Origin of the sequence: Staphylococcus sp. 11007852, assembly GCF_011394325.1 — a bacterium.
Classification (GTDB): domain Bacteria; phylum Bacillota; class Bacilli; order Staphylococcales; family Staphylococcaceae; genus Staphylococcus; species Staphylococcus agnetis.
Genome location: NZ_JAANBJ010000020.1, coordinates 40,112 through 59,651, shown reverse-complemented (window position 1 = coordinate 59,651; position 19,540 = coordinate 40,112). Strand labels below are relative to the sequence as shown.

17 protein-coding genes and 1 pseudogene are annotated in these 19,540 nt (G+C 34.9%); 10 read left to right on the top strand and 8 right to left on the bottom strand.

What is annotated here, in order from left to right; genetic code table 11:
• The first annotated feature begins 53 nt into the window (after positions 1-53).
• Both G8Y85_RS05490 and G8Y85_RS05485 read left to right on the top strand, forming a co-directional pair.
• Positions 54-671, top strand: a complete 618-nt coding sequence (locus G8Y85_RS05490; protein ID WP_165805546.1) for a hypothetical protein — start codon at positions 54-56, stop codon at positions 669-671.
• Positions 672-1,022: 351 nt separating this feature from the next.
• On the top strand, positions 1,023-2,624 hold the full coding sequence (locus G8Y85_RS05485; protein ID WP_165805545.1) for an L-lactate permease: 1,602 nt from the start codon (positions 1,023-1,025) through the stop codon (positions 2,622-2,624).
• A 112-nt stretch (positions 2,625-2,736) separates the two neighbouring features.
• Here G8Y85_RS05485 and G8Y85_RS05480 read toward each other — a convergent pair whose 3' ends face one another.
• Positions 2,737-3,900, bottom strand: a complete 1,164-nt coding sequence (locus G8Y85_RS05480) for a glycosyltransferase family 4 protein (protein ID WP_060551708.1) — start codon at positions 3,898-3,900, stop codon at positions 2,737-2,739.
• A gap of 273 nt (positions 3,901-4,173) precedes the next feature.
• On the opposite strand from G8Y85_RS05480, the gene mqo reads away from it, so the two are divergent.
• On the top strand, positions 4,174-5,676 hold the full coding sequence (mqo, locus tag G8Y85_RS05475) for a malate dehydrogenase (quinone) (RefSeq protein ID WP_107400820.1): 1,503 nt from the start codon (positions 4,174-4,176) through the stop codon (positions 5,674-5,676).
• A 592-nt stretch (positions 5,677-6,268) separates the two neighbouring features.
• Here mqo and G8Y85_RS05470 read toward each other — a convergent pair.
• Positions 6,269-7,642 carry a sensor histidine kinase gene (locus G8Y85_RS05470; RefSeq protein WP_103345649.1) on the bottom strand — a complete coding sequence of 458 codons (1,374 nt, stop codon included), beginning with the start codon at positions 7,640-7,642 and terminating at the stop codon, positions 6,269-6,271.
• The gene (locus G8Y85_RS05465) at positions 7,635-8,312 is read right to left on the bottom strand and encodes a response regulator transcription factor (protein WP_037566594.1); all 678 of its coding nucleotides are present in this window, start codon (positions 8,310-8,312) and stop codon (positions 7,635-7,637) included. The genes G8Y85_RS05470 and G8Y85_RS05465 overlap by 8 nt, the downstream gene beginning before the upstream one ends.
• A 224-nt stretch (positions 8,313-8,536) precedes the next feature.
• Between G8Y85_RS05465 and G8Y85_RS05460 the strand changes: the two genes are divergently transcribed.
• The gene (locus G8Y85_RS05460) at positions 8,537-9,598 is read left to right on the top strand and encodes an ABC transporter permease (protein ID WP_107371279.1); all 1,062 of its coding nucleotides are present in this window, start codon (positions 8,537-8,539) and stop codon (positions 9,596-9,598) included.
• Complete coding sequence (locus G8Y85_RS05455) at positions 9,598-10,269, top strand: ABC transporter ATP-binding protein (RefSeq protein ID WP_060551703.1); 672 nt, start codon at positions 9,598-9,600, stop codon at positions 10,267-10,269. Before G8Y85_RS05460 ends, G8Y85_RS05455 begins: the two co-directional genes overlap by 1 nt.
• A gap of 153 nt (positions 10,270-10,422) precedes the next feature.
• Here the strand turns inward: G8Y85_RS05455 and G8Y85_RS05450 are convergent, their stop codons facing one another.
• The 3 genes from G8Y85_RS05450 to G8Y85_RS05440 form a co-directional block, all read right to left on the bottom strand.
• Positions 10,423-11,961 (bottom strand): AbgT family transporter, encoded by a 1,539-nt coding sequence (locus tag G8Y85_RS05450; protein WP_165805544.1) that lies wholly within the window; start codon positions 11,959-11,961, stop codon positions 10,423-10,425.
• Between the two features lie 76 nt (positions 11,962-12,037).
• Positions 12,038-12,538 (bottom strand): YdcF family protein, encoded by a 501-nt coding sequence (locus tag G8Y85_RS05445; protein ID WP_165805543.1) that lies wholly within the window; start codon positions 12,536-12,538, stop codon positions 12,038-12,040.
• A 54-nt stretch (positions 12,539-12,592) separates the two neighbouring features.
• Positions 12,593-12,865: a hypothetical protein gene (locus G8Y85_RS05440; RefSeq protein WP_165805542.1), complete on the bottom strand. Its 273-nt coding sequence runs from the start codon at positions 12,863-12,865 to the stop codon at positions 12,593-12,595.
• 321 nt (positions 12,866-13,186) lie between these two features.
• Here G8Y85_RS05440 and G8Y85_RS05435 point away from each other — a divergent pair, with 321 nt between their 5' ends.
• The 3 genes from G8Y85_RS05435 to G8Y85_RS05425 all read left to right on the top strand — a co-directional run bounded on the left by G8Y85_RS05435 (position 13,187) and on the right by G8Y85_RS05425 (position 16,108).
• Positions 13,187-13,645, top strand: a complete 459-nt coding sequence (locus tag G8Y85_RS05435) for a MarR family transcriptional regulator TcaR (protein ID WP_085622662.1) — start codon at positions 13,187-13,189, stop codon at positions 13,643-13,645.
• Positions 13,646-13,747: 102 nt separating this feature from the next.
• Positions 13,748-15,142, top strand: coding sequence for a membrane-associated protein TcaA (locus tag G8Y85_RS05430; protein WP_143564699.1), 1,395 nt, complete (start codon positions 13,748-13,750; stop codon positions 15,140-15,142).
• 408 nt (positions 15,143-15,550) lie between these two features.
• Positions 15,551-16,108: a TetR/AcrR family transcriptional regulator gene (locus G8Y85_RS05425; RefSeq protein ID WP_060551699.1), complete on the top strand. Its 558-nt coding sequence runs from the start codon at positions 15,551-15,553 to the stop codon at positions 16,106-16,108.
• 90 nt (positions 16,109-16,198) lie between these two features.
• On the opposite strand, the gene G8Y85_RS05420 is transcribed toward G8Y85_RS05425, so the two are convergent.
• Positions 16,199-16,819 carry a hypothetical protein gene (locus tag G8Y85_RS05420; protein ID WP_103345643.1) on the bottom strand — a complete coding sequence of 207 codons (621 nt, stop codon included), beginning with the start codon at positions 16,817-16,819 and terminating at the stop codon, positions 16,199-16,201.
• Between the two features lie 329 nt (positions 16,820-17,148).
• Between G8Y85_RS05420 and G8Y85_RS05415 the strand changes: the two genes are divergently transcribed.
• Complete coding sequence (locus G8Y85_RS05415; RefSeq protein ID WP_060551697.1) at positions 17,149-18,054, top strand: alpha/beta hydrolase fold domain-containing protein; 906 nt, start codon at positions 17,149-17,151, stop codon at positions 18,052-18,054.
• 237 nt (positions 18,055-18,291) lie between these two features.
• On the opposite strand, the pseudogene G8Y85_RS12345 reads toward G8Y85_RS05415, so the two are convergent.
• Positions 18,292-18,375: pseudogene (locus G8Y85_RS12345) on the bottom strand (hypothetical protein); the annotation flags it as partial.
• Here G8Y85_RS12345 and G8Y85_RS05410 point away from each other — a divergent pair.
• Positions 18,335-19,324, top strand: coding sequence for a PTS sugar transporter subunit IIC (locus G8Y85_RS05410; protein WP_223249663.1), 990 nt, complete (start codon positions 18,335-18,337; stop codon positions 19,322-19,324). The pseudogene G8Y85_RS12345 and the gene G8Y85_RS05410 overlap by 41 nt on opposite strands.
• Positions 19,325-19,540: the final 216 nt, after the last annotated feature.

Genomic DNA, 19,540 nt, shown 5'->3' with positions numbered 1-19,540 from the left:
ATGTTATAATAATGATGGTAGTTATTTTCGTTTGATAAAGGAGGCGCAATATCATGAAAAAGTGGTTGGCAAGTTTTATCGCACTTTCACTTGTTTTAGCAGCATGTGGCAATGACGATAGTAACACATCAAAAGAACATGAGTCATCCAAGACTGATAAGCAAACATCTCAGAATAAGAAAGATAAACCCGCTTCGGAATCATCAAAAACCAACAAAGATAATGCACAAAATAATGGTGAATCGAATTCTGGTGAGGATTCTAACGCGACTACGTCAAACACTAACGAAGGTCAAGGCGATGCATCTCAAAACAATATGCCACAAAATGATAATGGTTCAACATCAAAACCTGGACGTTCATATGTTGCTCCATATCAAGGTCAAAATGTCGTACCAGTGGCACAAAACTTAGCACGTCAGTCCGTAGATACGCAACAAGCGTTAAAACAACTTCCGAATTTCCAAACTTCTTTGGATGTGGCACAACGTGAAGTGACTCGTTTAAATGGTCAACAAAATCCATATAATGATTATGCGATTCAAGGTGAAGTAGGGAATTATCATTATGTTTTTAGTTTTATTAATCAATCACAACCTGGAACGTATATGATTGTAACAGTTGATCAGACAGGACAACCGAAAATTGTAGATCCAGCTTATCGTCAGTAAGCACGCAATCTAAAGTTGTAAATTGAGCTGATTTCATCTTTATTTGAAGTCAGCTTTTTATTGTATGGTTTCAGAATATTCACATACATAACGCATTTTATAATTAAGTAATAATCATATTTTTATGAGAGTAAAAGTAATTTGTTAAAAGTTAATAGATCTAAAAATTCAATAGTGTTTGATTGTTAATACAACTTTAAATGAATAGTAAATATAAGTGTAAAAGGTGATAAAAAAATTACGGCAACCTATTGAATTGTATACAAAGCAATGGTATATTTTAATTGTGAAATAATTCACATGAATAAATAAGTAATAATATAAATATAGAACAAAGGAAGATGATTTAGGATGTTAGTTCATAGTTACGATCCGTTCCAAAATCTTGCAATATCTGCATTAATTGCAAGTATCCCCATCATATTATTTTTACTCTGTTTAACATTGTTTAAAATGAAAGGGATTTATGCGGCGATGACAACATTAGCGGTTACCATCGTCATTACATTAGTAATTTTCAAACTTCCAGTAGGTATCGTAACAGGCGGTATAACTGAAGGGTTTTATCAAGGTATTTTACCAATTGGCTTTATCGTTATGATGGCAGTTTGGTTATACAAATTAACGACAGCTACAGGTCAATTTGCCATTATTCAAGATAGTATTACGGCCATTTCAGAAGACCAACGTATCCAATTGTTATTAATTGGTTTTGCGTTTAATGCCTTTTTAGAAGGTGTGGCAGGTTTTGGTGTACCAATTGCCATTTGTGCCGTGTTATTAATACAACTTGGGTTTAAACCGTTACAAGCAGCGATGCTCTGTCTAGTAGCTAACGGTGCAGCGGGTGCGTATGGTGCGATTGGTATTCCGGTAGGTGTAGTAGATACTTTAAATTTACCTGGCGGCATTACAGCATTAAGCGTATCTCAAGCGTTAAACTTAAGTTTACCTTTATTAAGTTTTGTAACACCGTTCTTATTAGTATTTATTATTGATGGCTTCAAAGGTATTAAAGAAACGTTACCTGCAATTTTAGTGATGGTGATTCCATTTGTACTATTGCAAATTATTTTTAACCAATTTTTAGGACCTGAACTTGTAGATATCATTCCACCACTTGCAGCAATGGGTGCATTGGCATTATTCTCTAAAAAGTTCCAACCAAAAAATATTTTCAGATTAACTCAAGGTGAAGTTCTTGAGACGAAACGTCATTCATTTAAAGCAATTGCGTATGCATGGAGTCCATTTTATATTTTAACGTTTCTTGTTTTAATTTGGAGTTCAAAATTCTTTAAAGGATTGTTCCTTGAAGGTGGGGCACTCGCATTTTTAAATATTCAATTCCCAATCCCAGGAACAATGAATGATGTGACGCATAAACCAATCATGCTTACATTTAACTTAATCGCACAAACAGGTATGGCGTTATTAATCGCAGGTATTATTACAATTTTATTATCGAAAACAGTTAACTTTAAGCAAGCTTTTAGTTTGCTAGGAGAAGCATTTAAAGAATTATGGTTACCAATTTTAACGATTTGTTTTATTTTAGCAATTGCTAAGCTTACAACATATGGCGGTTTAACAAGTGCGATGGGTCAAGCGATTGCAAAAACGGGAACAATCTTCCCATTCTTATCTCCAATACTTGGATGGATTGGTGTATTTATGACTGGATCAGTTGTGAATAACAATGTGTTATTTGCACCAATTCAAGCTTCAGTCGCACCACAAGTTGGTACGAGTGGCGCATTACTTGTCGGCGCTAACACAGCAGGGGGTGCAATTGCGAAGTTAATTTCACCACAATCCATTGCAATTGCAACAGCAGCAGTTAAAGAAGTGGGTCAAGAATCAGTACTTTTAAAAATGACTTTAAAATACAGTGTAGGGCTCCTCGTCTTCTTCTGTATTTGGACACTGATTTTATCATACTTCTTAAGTTAATACACAGATTTTAAAAGCCTTCAAACACATGGTGCGCATGTGTTCTGAAGGCTTATTTTATACTGTCGCTTATTTGGATTTCGTACACTAAGTGTGTGATGTTCAGAGATCATTAAGACATTAAATCATCTACGACTTGCTTAAATTGTACATAGATACGTTCAGGAGTATAGTGTGCCACTGTATGAAACGCAGAATGGATAATAGGTTGAATTTGACGCGCGTGGCCTTTTTCTATGACTTCTAATATTTGATGTGCTAAGCGGCGCGTATCTCTAGCAGGCACTAAAAAACCGTTGTGTCCATGTGTGATTAATGATTCCGGACCGGTATTCCCATCATAACTAATCACAACGCTACCTTGATTCATGGCTTCAAGTATTGTCATACCAAAGCCCTCATTACGAGAGGGTATGACTGTGATTTTACTCATTGCGATATACGTGCTGAGTTGATTCGTCGTTGGTTGTAAGAAGATTAAGTCTTGTAAACGCGCATAACTTATATGTTGCGATAAGGCTTCTTTTTCTTTTCCATCTCCGTAAATATCTATTGTAAATCCATAATCTCTTAAGTCATCTTGAATATGATATACAGCTTCAATTAATAAATCGAACCCTTTTTCATATTCAAAACGTCCAGCTGCAATAATTTTATTTTCTTTCATCAATTGTAATCGTTTTTCATCTAACATATTAGATACGACGTAAGTTGGTGTATCAACATAAGTTTGGTAACGTTCGCGATCCTTTTCCGTTAATGTCGTAATCGCATCTAATTTTTGGTAGTGCTTGAGGATTTCAGCACGAAAACCGTCATCATAAGCATCTAAATTCATATGTTCCATGCCAATGGTTTTTTGATTTGAATTAGCATATTGGGCAATGATTAAATTATGACTTGCACGCGTACCTACTAAAATATCGCTTTCATTATTTTGAATGGCACGAATCATCTTCTTTTCTATATAACTTGAGTATTGTTTAATGCCTGGCTCATATTGCGTCAGTAATTTCGGTTTGAGAAAAGGGGAGAATTTACGTATGCGATTTGATATTATAGGTACACTATTGCGTAGTTTGAGTTGGTAGTCGACAAGCGGTAGTACACGTACGCGAGCATCAAGCGGAAAGTAGGGTTCTGCTTTATTTCGAAATATGGATATAATTGTCACTTGATGGCCTTGACGTACAAGTTGATTTGCAAGGTTCGTAATCGTTTTTACAGTGCCACCTACCGCATAGATATTATGCATTAGAAATGTGATAGACTTCATGACGCATCCCTCAATTTGTTTATTTGAGTTAATTATATCATGCAAAATTTCATAAGTGATAATAAAGCGTTATTAAAATGTATTGAAATACATTTAATGAGCGACGTAGCTTTTTTATTGTGCATTATAGGTATATAATATAAGTAACACGTGATAAAATGGTCGTATTGTTAAAGATATGGATGTATATACACTGTTTTTAAGTGTTAAGTATGACAAGTGAGATGTCATTTTCAATACTTGATGATAATCAAAAAGGGGGACTGGATTGTTGTGGAAAACTTACATAACAAGACAGATGTAGTGCTAATTGGCGGAGGCATCATGAGCGCTACATTAGGTGTATTATTCAAAGAGTTACAACCAGAGTGGGACATCAATGTGTTTGAAAGATTAGATCAATGTGGTAAGGAAAGTTCAAATGTATGGAACAACGCGGGGACTGGGCATTCAGCATTATGTGAATTGAATTACACAAATGAAATGCCAGATGGCACTATGGATATCAAAAAAGCCATCAAAGTGAATGAGCAATTTCAAATTTCTAAACAATTCTGGTCATATTTAGTCAAAACGAATAAACTCACAGAGCCAAGTGCGTTTATTCGCACAGTACCACATATGAGTTTTGTAACAGGGGAGAAGAATGTTACATTTCTAGAATCCCGTGTTAAAGCCCTTAAAGAAAATGTGTTATTTAGTGGTATGGATATTACTAAAAATAAAGCTACCTTAAAACAATGGATTCCTCTCATGATGGAAGGTCGTGATGATAAAGAAGTCGTCGCAGCTACACGTGATGAATCAGGAACAGACGTTAATTTCGGTGCGTTAACGAAACAACTTATGACACAGTTGCAAAACCAAGGTGGCGCCATTTATTATGAACATGAAGTTCAAACGTTAAAGCAAAATAAAGATGGGTCTTGGCGGATTCAAATTAAAGATTTAAAAGAAAATAAAACATTTACAGTTGAGTCCAAATTTGTCTTCATTGGAGCAGGTGGTGCAAGTTTACCACTGCTACAAAAAACACACCTGCCAGAGTCCAAACATATCGGTGGTTTCCCAGTGAGTGGACTATTCCTTGTATGTAAAAATCAAGATGTTGTGAATCAGCATCTAGCTAAAGTATATGGAAAGGCAAAAGTGGGGGCACCGCCTATGTCAGTGCCACATCTCGATACACGATATATAGATGGGGAACGTGCATTGTTATTCGGACCTTTTGCGGGATTTTCGCCTAAATTTTTAAAAACTGGCTCTTATTTAGATTTAATTAAATCTGTTAAACCATATAATTTAACGACAATGCTTGCTGCCGGAGCAAAAGAGATGGGATTAACAAAATATCTTATTCAACAACTCATGTTGAGTCATTCAGAACGCGTTGAAGAGCTTAGAGCATTTATTCCGAATGCAAAAGAAGAAGAATGGGAAGTAGTTGTTGCGGGTCAACGTGTTCAAGTTATAAAAGATACTGAAGACAAAGGCAAAGGGACATTACAATTTGGCACAGAAGTCATTACCTCTCAAGATGGTTCGCTTGCGGCATTACTCGGTGCATCTCCGGGTGCCTCTACCGCAGTAGCTGTGATGTTAGATATTTTACAACGTTCATTTAAAAATGAATTTCCAACATGGGAACCTAAAATTAAAGAAATGATCCCATCGTTTGGCAAAGCACTTACACATGAAATTGATTTGTTTAAGTCCATTAATCATGATATTTCACAGCAACTAAAATTGAATGAAGACGGTAGCTTATTAAGCTAAAATATGATAAATGATAAAAACGGGATGAACATATCATCCCGTTTTTATGTCTGAGGCTTGGACATAGCAGACCTGTTAATTAAAAATAAGCCAACAAAAATCATTTATACATGAACTTTGTTAGCTATTATTTATCTAAATAAATCGATTTAGTCTTAGTGATGGACACTATGATAAATTGTGATTGATCCCTTAGCCGAGACTTCTGAGGCATATAGCCGCAACCGAAAATCCATTTTGAGAGCAACAATCTAAGACTATTGGCTTTTACAATATATAAGGCAGTAGCTGACTGGATTGCGTATGCGCTTAAAAGCTTTCCGCAATTAGGCTATTGACCACCTATTCACGCATGTTCATAGGTGTACTGAAGACGTAATTCATTTCATTTCTAACGTCTTCATGCACCGGCGGGCATTACAACGAAATCAATTAGATTTCTGTAATGCTCCCTAGTTGAGGTAAGGCGCCTAGAAAAGCGAGGCGTTAGGGACAATCATAGGTTTAATGATTGATGTCCAAGCCTCTTATGTCTTAATGACTTCTAACATTGATGTCACCTGAGTGTTAGAAAGTTTTTTATTGTAAGGTGTTATGCTAAGGGTAATGTAATTGTGAATGTTGTGCCTTCTTGCGGCATACTTGCAACTTTGATTTCTCCATGATGACGTAAAATAATATCTTGTGTAATGGCTAATCCTAAGCCATTACTATCTGTATGAGAAGTAGATTTATAAAAGCGTTCGAAGATGTGTTCTTGAGCTTTTTTAGATATACCAGGGCCATCATCCGTAATAGTAAGTTGAGCATTATTATTAATCGTATTAGCCGTTAAAGTGACTTCAATCATGCCATCTTGATGTGTATATTTGATGGCGTTACGTATGACATTTTCGATGGCTTGAGTTAATAAACGTTGATTACCTTTTACTTGCAATGCTGATAAATCATGTAACAAGACGATGTTTTTTTGATCCATATTATAGGATTCATGTTTAATGATATCTAAAATCGTATCTTTTAAAGCCACGGTATCGTCAAAAGCTAAATGTTCATCGTTATCTAACTCGGAAAGGAGTAACAATTGACGTGTCAGTTGACTCAACCGGTGTGTTTCATCATAGATTTGTTGAATATATTGTGATTGTTGCGCTTTAGAGTGTTCCACTTGAAGTTGACTGAGTAAATGGTGAATATGTGTTAACGGTGTTTTGATTTCATGGGACACATTTTGAACAAAGTGTTGGCGCATATCATCTAACTGCTTTAAAGCACGACGCATGGAATCAAAGTGTTCTTGAAGCGTACCGATTTCATCATCCCGGGTTTTCGAAATAGGTGTTTTAAAATCACCATCCATCATGCGTTGCGTCGCAATTTTTAACTGTTTTACCGGTTTCACAATAGAATAGGTAGACCATATGACAAGACCAATTGAAAAGCTAACTAATAAAAGAAGTAATACAAATAAAAATATGCGGAATTCTCCGAGTGCTTGTCCAACATCTTGTCGCATAAACACTGCATATGTTTGGTTCTTGGTTTTAAATGAGGTTCCTACGGTATTTTGTGTTTCATTATCAAAAAAGCCTGTGATAATCGGATTGAAAGGTCGCTCTTTCACGCCATGATAATTCTCGCCTTGTAATACGCTATCGACTGTTGATGGCGGTAAGTTATCTTTGCGGAAAGGTTCGCCATAAAAGTGGCTATGATGAGACGAGTCATAAACTTTCAATTGGTAGTTCAAATGACCTAGGAGTTTGAAATAATCATGAAGTTCTTTGTCATTGGATGCGCGATCATATTCATGCGCATGTTGAAGCGTAGTCATTAATTTCGCATCATTTTGAGCTTTTAATTCAAAGTGATAATAAATATTACTGAGTAAGAAACTGGCTATAGAGCTAATGATCATAACTGTAAGTGTGTACAAAGCGACGCGCGTATATAGGGATTTAAGCATTGTCGGTCACCTTGTATCCGATACCACGTACAGTTTCGATTTGCACATTGGCACCTAATTTTTTTAAACGTGCACGTAAGCGTTTAATATGTACATCTACCGTTCGCGTGTCGCCATCGTAATCAAATCCCCAAATTTTCTCGATTAATGCTTCTCTTTCAAATACTTGTTTAGGATAAGAAACGAGTAAACTCAGTAACGCAAATTCTTTATTCGGTAAAATCATGCCTTTATTATCCACTTTCACTTCAAGTTGAGTTTGATCTATTTCTAAATTTCCTAATTTTAAGTGAACGTTCGTTTGAATTTGGTATCGACGTAACACCGCTTTAATGCGAAACATAAGTTCCGAAACTTCAAATGGCTTAGTTACATAGTCATCTGTTCCAGCTAAAAACGCACGTTCTTTATCTGTTAAAGCATCTCGAGCAGTAAGCATAATGACTGGGTAGTTATAGTCATACTTCAAGATTTGACAAAGTTCAAATCCATCCATCTCATCCATCATAATATCAACGATCGCAATATCAATATCATGTTGAGCGACATAAGCTTCAGCAGCTTCTCCGCTCGGTTGCTTCACAGCTTGATAACCCTCTTTTTCAATCCTTGAAGCAACATAGTCCAAAATCTCTGGATCATCGTCAACAATTAAACATGTTACAGCCATTGGTTTCACATCCTTTATCTTCTCTTTCTATTCTTATTATAGGTGTAATCACGTCTTGCGTAAATGAACGTTCATTTTATCAACATGTATGACATCCTTTTTAGAAACCTAGCGTGTTTAATTTCACTAACGAAAAAAATTTAGACATTTGACATTTGTTCATATTCAGTTCATAAACCCTTTTTATAATGTGGCTACAAGGTAAAGAAAAGGGGAGCTTAATTATGAAAATAGCATTAAATGAATTGAAGTTTTACAAATTCAAATATTTGCTTATCACATTTATCGTCGTGCTATTAGCGAGTATGGTGTTATTTATATCAGGACTAGCCAAAGGTTTAGCACGTGAAAATGTATCACTTATTGATCAATTTAAATCAGAACAATTTGTGATACAAAAAGATGCAGATAATCAAATCCAGCGTTCAAATATTAGTCCAGACCAACAAACAGAAATTGAAAAAATCGTGAAGACAGCACCATTTAAAGCAAGTATGGCAACAGCACAATATAAAGATGGCAATAGTGATTTATTATTTGGATCAATGCCTAAAAATGAACAACCTTCATTGAAATCAGGGGAGTATCCTCAAAACAATCATGAAGTCGCATTAAACAGTAAATTAGAAGGTGAAGGTTTAAATATCGGCGATACAATTAAAATTAAAGGTAAAGACCAGGAATTCAAAATTACAGGTTTCTTTAATCACGCGATGTATGCACATACAGATTTTGCGCTGGTTACTGAAAAAGGATTAGACCAAGTGACCGACAATCATACGCCTACATCAATGTATTTTCTTAAAGGTTTAAGTCACAAGCAAATTCAAGACTTAAAAGACATCAAAGATGTAAAAGTAGTGACTCAAAAAGACCTCACTGATGGTATTCCAAGTTATCAAGCTGAGCAAGCGCCATTAACAATGATGATCGTCAGCTTATTCGTTATTACAGCAATTGTGCTCACTGCATTTTTCTATGTCATGACCATTCAAAAAACATCTGAAATTGGTATTTTAAAAGCAATTGGTATTAAAACAGGACATTTATTAGGATCACTACTGTTCCAAATTTTATTTGTGACACTTTTAGGAGTCGGTTTTGCATTAGGTATTATTACTGCATTATCGTTAATCATGCCAGTTACCATGCCGTTCCATTTAACATCTAATTTGATGTTGATTATGGTAGTCGTATTTATAGCAGTGGCAATTATAGGCGCATTATTATCACTTGTACGTGTACTTAAAGTAGATCCGATTGAAGCGATTGGAGGCGGCAACTAATGGGTTTAAAAGTAAATAATTTAATTAAAACGTTTGGCAAAGGTGACGCGAAAACAGAGGTATTAAAAGGGATAAATTTTGAGGTTCAACCAGGGGAATTCATTATATTAAACGGCGCATCGGGTTCAGGTAAATCAACTTTATTAAGTATTATGGGTGGATTATTATCACCAACAGAAGGTCAGATGACTTTAAACGGTGAAGATTTTGGTCAGTTATCACAAAAAGCGTTAACAACGAAACGATTAAAAAATATTGGATTTATTTTTCAATCTTCGCACTTACTTCCGTATTTAAAGGTAAAAGACCAGTTGATTATAGTAGGGAAAGAGGCTGGGATGTCGAAAAAAGAAGCGGAAATACGCGCGAAACAATTATTAGATGACATCGGATTAAGCCACCGTATTGATGCCTATCCGCATATGTTATCTGGAGGAGAAAAACAACGTGTTGCGATTATGCGCGCTTGGATGAACAAGCCACAGTTGTTACTTGCAGATGAACCAACAGCGAGTTTAGATGCGAAACGTGCGACAGAAGTTGTTGAAATGATTAAAGAACAAGTTCAATCCAAAGGGACAATAGGGATTATGGTAACACATGATGAACGTTTATTTGATTATGCCGATCGTATGCTTTATTTAGATGACGGCAAAATCGTATCCAAATAGAATTAGTAAGACCGATAAATAAATCAGTGACTTTCATAAATATGGAGTGAGACTGGAATCATTATGATTTCACAGTCCCACTCCTTTTTGTTGATATTGCAGTACACGTATGTAGGTAGACGCGTACATGCATGAGACATCATTATCATGACATTATTTATGATGATGTATAGGACCACCTGGACCTACTGGGATGCCAAGCAAATACCATATAATTAAAAATGCTGTCCAAAAGATGGCTAAGAAAATCGTATAAGGCATCAAACTGGCAATCAATGATCCTAATTTCATATTTTTATCGTATTTTTGTGCATAGGTGAGTAATAATGGCAGATAAGGCATCATTGGTGTGATAGGGTTTGAGATAGAATCACCAACACGATAAATCATTTGAGTAAATGCAGGATGAAATCCTAATAAAAGTAACATAGGTACAAAGATTGGTCCAAGTAATGCCCATTTCGCAGAAGCACTTCCTATAAGTAAATTAATAAGACTACTGAGAAGGATTAATCCTAAAATTAAAACGACACCATTTTGATGTTTTAATGCTTCAGCGCCTTTTACAGCAATAAAAATACCAAGGTGACTCCATGTTAAAAATGCAAGTAATTGTGCAGCAAAAAATACGATAACAATAAAATTACCCATCGCAGCCATCGACTCAGTTAACATCCGACCGATATCTTTTGAATTTCGAATCGTACCCGCTTTAATCCCATATACGCATCCAGGGATAATAAAGATTATAATGAGGATGATACCGATGCCATTCATTAAGGGTGAATCATCTATTAAACTTCCAGTTTTAGCATTTCGCAACCAACTTTTTTCGGGTAGCGCTAAAAGTGTGAGCGTGATGAGTGTGATCAAAAAGCTGATGTTTGCGAAACGAATGGCGCGTGCTTCTTTAGGTGAAATCGATGCATTATTCATTGTTTCGTCCGTGTTAAGTTGTGACGACTCATATGTTCCAAGATGTGGAATAACAATACGTTTTGTGACATACCATAAAATAGGTAATAAAAAGAATGTGCTTGCTGCAATAAAATACCAATTCATTGCAACATTCATCTTGACACTTTTATCAATTAAATGTGCAGCAGGCTCAGTAAAAGCATAAACTAATGCATCCTGTAACCCGATAAAGATATTAGCAGCAAAACCTCCTAAAGTGGCTGCATAGGCTAATGCCAACCCCGCAATTGGATGATAGCCAAGTTTAATAAATATCATGGCAACTAATGGGGGTAACACAATCGGTGCAGCATCACCAGCGATATTTCCTAACATGCCCACAAATATAATGACCGGCAAAAGCACTCTTTCAGGTGCGATAGAAACAATATGCACCATTAACTTATCAAAATAACCACTTTTTTCTGCGACGCCGATGCCAAGCATTACAGCGAGGACGATACCTAATGCTGGAAAAGTAGAAAAGTTTTTCACTGCATCATTTAAAAACATCACAACACCATCATGACTTAAAACATTTCTTACGGAAATCATTTCGCCAGTACCCGGATGTTTTACACGTGTATCAAATTGTGACACGATTGCAGTGACGACTGCTAAGACGATACATAAGCTGAAAAATAATATAATAGGGTCAGGTAATTTATTTCCCGTTTTTTCAACCAAATTTAGAAAGCGTGTCATAAGTTTGTTTTTTTCTAATTGAGTAGACATGTCCAATCCCTCCGTTTAAATGGATTGGGTCGAGTATAACAAACTTCCAAACGTGTGAATATATATTTTTAGAAAATTATGACATTAATATGGTCGTTAGAATGATATGAAAAATGACATAAATACACCATAAACTAGGATAGTGCAGTAGCAATCCACAATAATCTCGAAGCAACGCTTTTGCACGTAAAGTGATTGGTGAAGGTGCACCGTATCCTAAAAGATATAAACCATATCGCTGTGCAATACGGAGTGCTCGTAATACGTGAAATTCACTTGTCACACACATACCATGTTTTTCTGTAAATAATGGCTTCGAAAATCTAAAGTTTTCGACGGTATTTGTAGATTGATCTTCCATTTTAATAGTATGGCATGGAACGTTGTGTTGTTTTAAATAGCGATACATTGCTAAAGCTTCAGATATTGGTTCATCAGGCCCTTGTCCGCCAGATACGATATATTTTTTGATTTGATACTGACGATATAGGGTGAGACCGCAATCTAAACGTGCTTTTAACATTGGTGTTACGTTTTCAGTATAGATGCCAGCACCTAACACAATTAAAGTGTCCACGCCTTTTTGAGGTAAGCGTATTGTTAAAAGGTGCGTTAAATAGAGGTAAATCGGCTAAGTCAATAAAAATACCCATATAAAAATTTCGGAAAATTGTAATGGTAATGACAGCCACCAAGGAACAATTGGCGTAATGCATTCGATGCCAAGTGATAGTCCTAGAAGTGCCAACGTGTAACAAGTTATCTTTAATACAAATTGTCGGCCATGTTTTGTTTGAAGGTGCGCACGTTTTAACCATAATAAATAAAGCATCATGATAACGACGAAAGCGTATTGACGCCATTGCTGAAATTGTGTAAATTGATTAAATGTGACTAAAATCATGTTTAGAATTAACAACACATTAAATAGTTCTATACGAACATTAAAATTACGTTTTGCTGAAATAATAAAAAGCAAACTTATAATGAGAGATGTTATAATAGGTGAGACGAAATACATGAGCAATGCCCTTTTACCTTTCAATTGATATTTTTAAAAGACATCTTTTGAATACAGGTATACGTTATTTTGTTGTCATAATATACCATACAGTTTTAATTGTGTATGGTTATTATACATGGTGATTTATAAATAGAGAAATAACTGAAATGGGTATCATAACAAGTGAAATAACAAAACGTACAAAGACGAGGTGGAATTAAAATGACTAAAGAGATGTCGATGCATGTCGGTTTTATGGGAGAATTTATGGTGAATTTAAATGCACTCACGGCGACGCTATTAAAAGATTTGCGCAATAAATACGGGATATCTAATGAACAATCTAGTGTTTTACTAATGTTATCGCATGACAGAGCTTTAACATTAACTGAAATTACCCTACGCCAAGGGGTGAATAAAGCGGCTGTAAGTAGACGTGTAAAAAAGCTAGTCGAATTAAAACTTGTAGAGTGGGTACATTTAGAGTATTCCTATGATAAACGACTGAAATATATAGCGCTCACTGAGAGTGGTGTAAATTATGTAAGAGAGTCGAGACGTATCATTGCAGATTTGGCTTCTGAAATGTTGTCAGATATTCCGATTGATCAAATTGAACAAACACGTGAAGTATTAGAGCAAATTGATCAACGCGTAAAAGCACATTTAAAAAAAATGTAACACTTTTATCATGACCATACGTCCAATGAATGAGGCGGTAAGATTAAAAGTGACATAAAATAAGTTACACTACTAAGCGCTGTAAGGAGGTGTGAATGCAAAATGAAACAGTGTCCGCATTGTAACCACCATCAGCTTGGTGAAGACATGAGGTGTACCTATTGCTATCATCAAGTTTCATTTTCTAAGCAGTCATTGAAGCATACATCGCCAAAATTAAAGACAAGAGAAGAAGCTGAACAAAGTGCCAAGCAAATTAAAATGAGGCAAATGATTCCAATTGCAATTGTTGGTTTTATTCTTATTTTATTAATCATCCTATTTTTATTGTTAAGGAATTATAACTCTCCAGAAGCACAAGCAGAATTATTAGTTAACGCAATCGATAATGATGATGCTTCTAGAGTATCAACATTGCTCAGCTCTAAAGCTAATAAAGTAGGCAGAAAAGAAGCAGCAACGTATATCCAATTCATAAAAAAAGAAATTGGCATGCGTCAATTTGAAAAAAATGTCTACCATACTGTACATCAATTGGACAAAAACAGTACAGTAGCTAAATATATTAAGACAAAAGATCATGTCGATGTTTTACGTATTAGTAAAAATGGGCGTCGATATTTAATATTTGATAATTTAAGTTTTCAAGCTCCTACAAAACAAGCAGAAGTCAAAGCGAACTTAGATGCGACGTATCATTTTGAAGCAGACGGCCGTCCTAAAAATGTAGTTGCTAAAAAGGGACAAACCGTCTCATTAGGAAATTACATACCAGGAGATTATGTCATCCCTGCACGTAAAGAAACGGATAGGGGTACATTTGACGGGAAATTACGATTTAATTCTAAATCGAGTCAAAATGAAGTAATGAAAGTCACTGAAGATTTTGAAACGGCACAAGTCGATATCAACCTTAAAAATACAGCAGGATTAAATCAGGAGAAAACAGTGATTATAAATGGAGAAAGATTACCTTATACAAGTGAACAAGGTTTCGGACCTTTTCCAGTAAATAAGGACTTAACGATTCAAGCAGAAGGTAAAAGTCATGGTAAAACCTTTAAAACGGAAGAGAAAGTCATCAAGAAAAATGACCTTAAAACGGTGAATGCGGTAACATTGTCTTTTGATGAATCAGAAATTGAGGAACATAATAAAGATCAGGAAGATAATATTTTAAATAAAATTGATGATTTTTTTAAATCATACACAGGAACCTTAGATGAAGTAAATGATTCACATTCACCCAAAGGTTTGTCTAAATTTGTTTTAGAAGATAGTCCATTTTACGATAACTTAGTGTCAGATATCAAAAATCATCGTATTTCTTCAATTAAATCTTCTAATATAATGAATGTCAGTCGAAATGGGCAATTTTATTCTGTAATTGTTCAAAATGAGGATAATAAAGGACGCAATGAACAAGGGCATTATTTGTTAAAAGGTAACGATGACGCAGAACAATTAAAAATTGTTAACTATGAACGTTATCAATAATCCGAGCTTTACCCTTTTCACAATCGACATAAGTGTATTTTTAAATTAGCCTTCAAAGTTTATCAGAAGATGGACTTTGAAGGTTTTTCGTATGCTTAAAATTATCAGGTTATTGTATTGTTTATAAAAAGTTTAAGACAATATGAATAAGTAATTGAGTTTTTTCAAAGATTGAAGATTAATATGTAATAAAAAAGGAATAATAATTATGCATATCTTTAGAATTAATTCACTGAATCAGTTACTATAGGATAAGTTGGGTTTTTAAGAGTTGATTAAAACTCAATTTTTCTACAGATTAGATTGATTGTAGATTAATGTATCACATGATTAAGTACCATTTTAATGTATTTATTATTTAATTACGAAATGTATAATGAATGTAAATTTTTATAAAGGGGGAATGGGGTGGTTAGAATTCAAAAGCAAGACTTACGCATTATTAAAACAATATCCAAGTTAACCGAAGTTTTAATTCTATTACTTCAAACGCATCGTTATTCAAAAATTACTATTAATCAAATCTGTAATGAAGCGAATGTGCACAGAACCACTTTTTACAAGCATTTTAAAGATAAAAATGAATTATTATTACATGTATTTGAAGCATCAACACAACCTTATTTCAAAAATGATATTAACCAAAGGATGGTTCAACCATTTACTTGTCTTGAACAAACGTTGAATCCTACGATTAGAGACATTTTAAAAATGCAAGAAAGCGATGTTAATTTTTATAAAATGTTAGTTCAATTTTTTACGCAAACTGTACATACTGATGTAAAAAGCCATATCAATGCTTTGCCACATGATCAACGTTTTCCATCAGAAGTATTTGGATATGTCCAGACAGCGATTATTTCATCTTTAAATCAGTGGCGTATTGATTCAAACACGGAATTTGATGCATCAAAAATGGACCATATTTATCAAACATTAATGCGCTATCGTTTTTCTAAATTTTAATGTAACCTTTTATTAAGAAATAAAGGATAGACGTGAAATAATGACATGTGAGGGATGTCACGATTTCACGTCTATCCTTTTTAAATAAGGTTATAGTTTAGGTCGTCTATTTCTAAAAAATAAACTTATAAAGTAGAATAATGTCGCGATACTTGAGAAAATAATCGCGTTGTGTAAACCATTTGCTTCTGTGAGTAGTGCAGATGGTTCAAGGTTTCCTAAATAGTGTGAGAATTTAGATGCTAATGCTTGAGCCGCTTCACGAATCATAAAAAGGATGGCAATCGGAATGAGTGTCGCGCATAGTGCAATCACAACGTTCAATAATTTAATCAATGTACGATTAAAAACAAGAATTAATATTGAAAGTACAATATTAATGAATACCAATATGAAAAAGACATGGATCATCATTAATAATATATTGAGGTTGCTTTCCAAGTCACGCGTATCTATTAAAGATTGATGCCCTAACTCTTGTATCACATTTTTAAACTGTTGATAGTTAACGGTTTGATCTATAAAGTTCATTTTAAATAATGTATTGAAGTACATATGATATGCAGCAATTGCTGACAATACTAATGCAATCAGTGTCAAAATAAAACTAATCCAGGAGCGACGTTTTTTAGGGTTTAATTGCGTTTTATGTAATGAATGATTATGGAATTGGTGTTCAAATTCCTGAGATGATTCGTTTGAAACTTTCATAAAGACTCCTTTCAGTTTCTTCAAATTAAAGTTAAGATTAAAATATAACACATATTATAGTATAACTTTTTATAAAATCATAGGTAAACCTAAAAGAGACGAAAAGGGTTCAGTTGACGAAGCGGTTACCGAGTAGTGATATGTGTTTAGTCGATGTTAAGTATAAAGCGCATGGTTTATAAATTGCGTTTAAGGTTGCCACAACTGTTAACGAAGTGTAGCGTTAATAATGTCATAGAAATATTTTCCAAAAATATGAAAGCATTCATACTTAAAACGTATTATAATAGAACTATTCATATTAATTAATGGTAAAGTGAGGGATTGTATTGAAACGTTACGTTATGAGTAACTTGATGGGGCGTTATTTATCTCATCAACGTCATATTAAATTTAAGTCACAAGCTGAAATCGATGCTTTTCTTGAAAAGCGAGAAGTTTTAAATAAAGAGAAACATAAACAACCGGATCAAATTAATGTGAAGTCTAATTTGGTGAAAGATATGTTTGATGATATGCAAGTCTTCCGTTTCAATTTTGGTCATCACATAAAAAATAAAATTCTTTACATATATGGTGGTACTTTTGTATTGCAACCCTCTGTTTTTCATTGGCGGTTTATGGATAAACTCGCATACGAGACGTTACACGAAGTCGTATTACCAATTTATCCAAAAGCACCTGAATATACGTATAAAGAGACTCATGAAGCCATTGAACAAGCGTATCGTCGCTTATTAAAAGAAACAGAACCTTCAAACATCGTCATTATGGGAGATAGTTCAGGTGCGAACATGGCGCTAAGCTTTGTTCAAAAACATTTAAAAGAGCAAGAATTACCTTTGCCTAGTCAAGTGTATTTAATATCACCATGGCTTGACTTATCTTTGTCTAATCCTGATATCACGGAACAGGTTCAAAAGAAAGACCCTCTGCATAATGTGTCGAGTTTACAATCGATTGCAAAAGTCTGGGCTGATGATTTGGAGATAAAACATCCCAAAATATCACCTTTATATGGACCAGTACGAGGATTGCCACCAGTATATATGTTCGGAGGCACGATTGAATTGTTTTATCCAGATATGTTGAAATTAGAATCTTATTTTAATGCAGAGTTACAGCCAATTCATTTCTATCAATACAAAGATATGGTAACTGCTTTCCCATTATATCCAATTGTAGAATCACGTAAAGTTTTGAAGCAAATACGTAAAACAATCAATCAACCGTAATGTATGGGAATACGCATTTAAAAATAATGATCATCCATCAGTTATATGTATGTGACATAATAAAATAAGTCTATTTCGTGAACGTATAACAAATAGAAATATATATAAATACATGATTGTTCCGTGCAATCATGTATTTTTTTTAGTAAAATAAAATTTGTGATGAATCATTACATCTTAGTGATCACAAAAGTTTCGAACGCAAATAGCACAAGACGATTATTGAAAGGGGTAAGGCATGGATTTATTAATAGGGACGTTGTTTTTAGTTTTAGTACTTGTGATTTTTACATTATTTACATATCGTGCGCCAAGTGGGATGCGTGCAATGGGCGCCTTAGCCAATGCGGCAATTGCTTCATTTTTAGTTGAAGCTTTTAACAAATACGTTGGCGGTCAAGTATTTGGCATAAAGTTTTTGGAACAATTAGGAGATGCGGCTGGTGGACTTGGTGGCGTGGCAGCTGCTGGTTTAACTGCGTTAGCAATTGGTGTTTCACCCGTTTATGCACTTGTTATCGCTGCAGCATGTGGAGGCATGGATTTACTACCGGGATTCTTCGCTGGATATATCATCGGTTATTTAATGAAATATACTGAGAAATATGTTCCAGATGGGTTGGATTTATTAGGAGCAGTGATTGTCATTGCACCTTTAGCACGCCTGATTGCAATTGGCTTGTCACCAGTTGTCGATAGTACGCTTATTAAAATAGGTGACATTATTAAAAGTTCAATGGATGTCAATCCAATCATTATGGGGATCATTTTAGGCGGCATTATTACAGTTGTAGGTACTGCACCATTAAGTTCGATGGCCTTAACGGCACTATTAGGCTTAACAGGTGTGCCAATGGCAGTAGGGGCGATGGCTGCTTTCAGTTCTGCATTTATGAATGGGACATTATTTCACAGATTAAAATTAGGTGACCGTAAGTCAACGATTTCAGTGAGTATAGAACCTTTATCTCAAGCAGATATCGTATCCGCGAATCCGATACCTGTTTATATCACTAATTTCTTAGGCGGCGCATCAGCAGGGTTAGTGATTGCGATGAGTGGCATGATTAATGATGCAACAGGTACAGCAACACCAATTGCCGGATTTTTAGTGATGTTTGGTTTTAATCATTGGAGTACCGTTTTAATATACGGTGTGATAATGGCAGTGATTGGTACGATTTGGGGGTTTGTAGGATCATTAATTTTCAAAAATTATCCTATTGTGACGAAACAAGATATGATCGCACGTGGCGCTGTAGACGCATAAAACAATGGGATTAGGACATACATCATTAAACCTATGATTGTCCCTAACGCCTCGCTTTTCTAGGCGCCTTACCTCAACTAATTTTGAGAGTAAAAATGTAAGAGATTGTTGCTCTCAAAATGGATTTTCGGTTGCGGCTAAATGCCTCAGAAGTCTCGGCTAAGGGATCAATCACAATGCATCATAGTGTCCTTCACTAAGACTAAACCGATATAT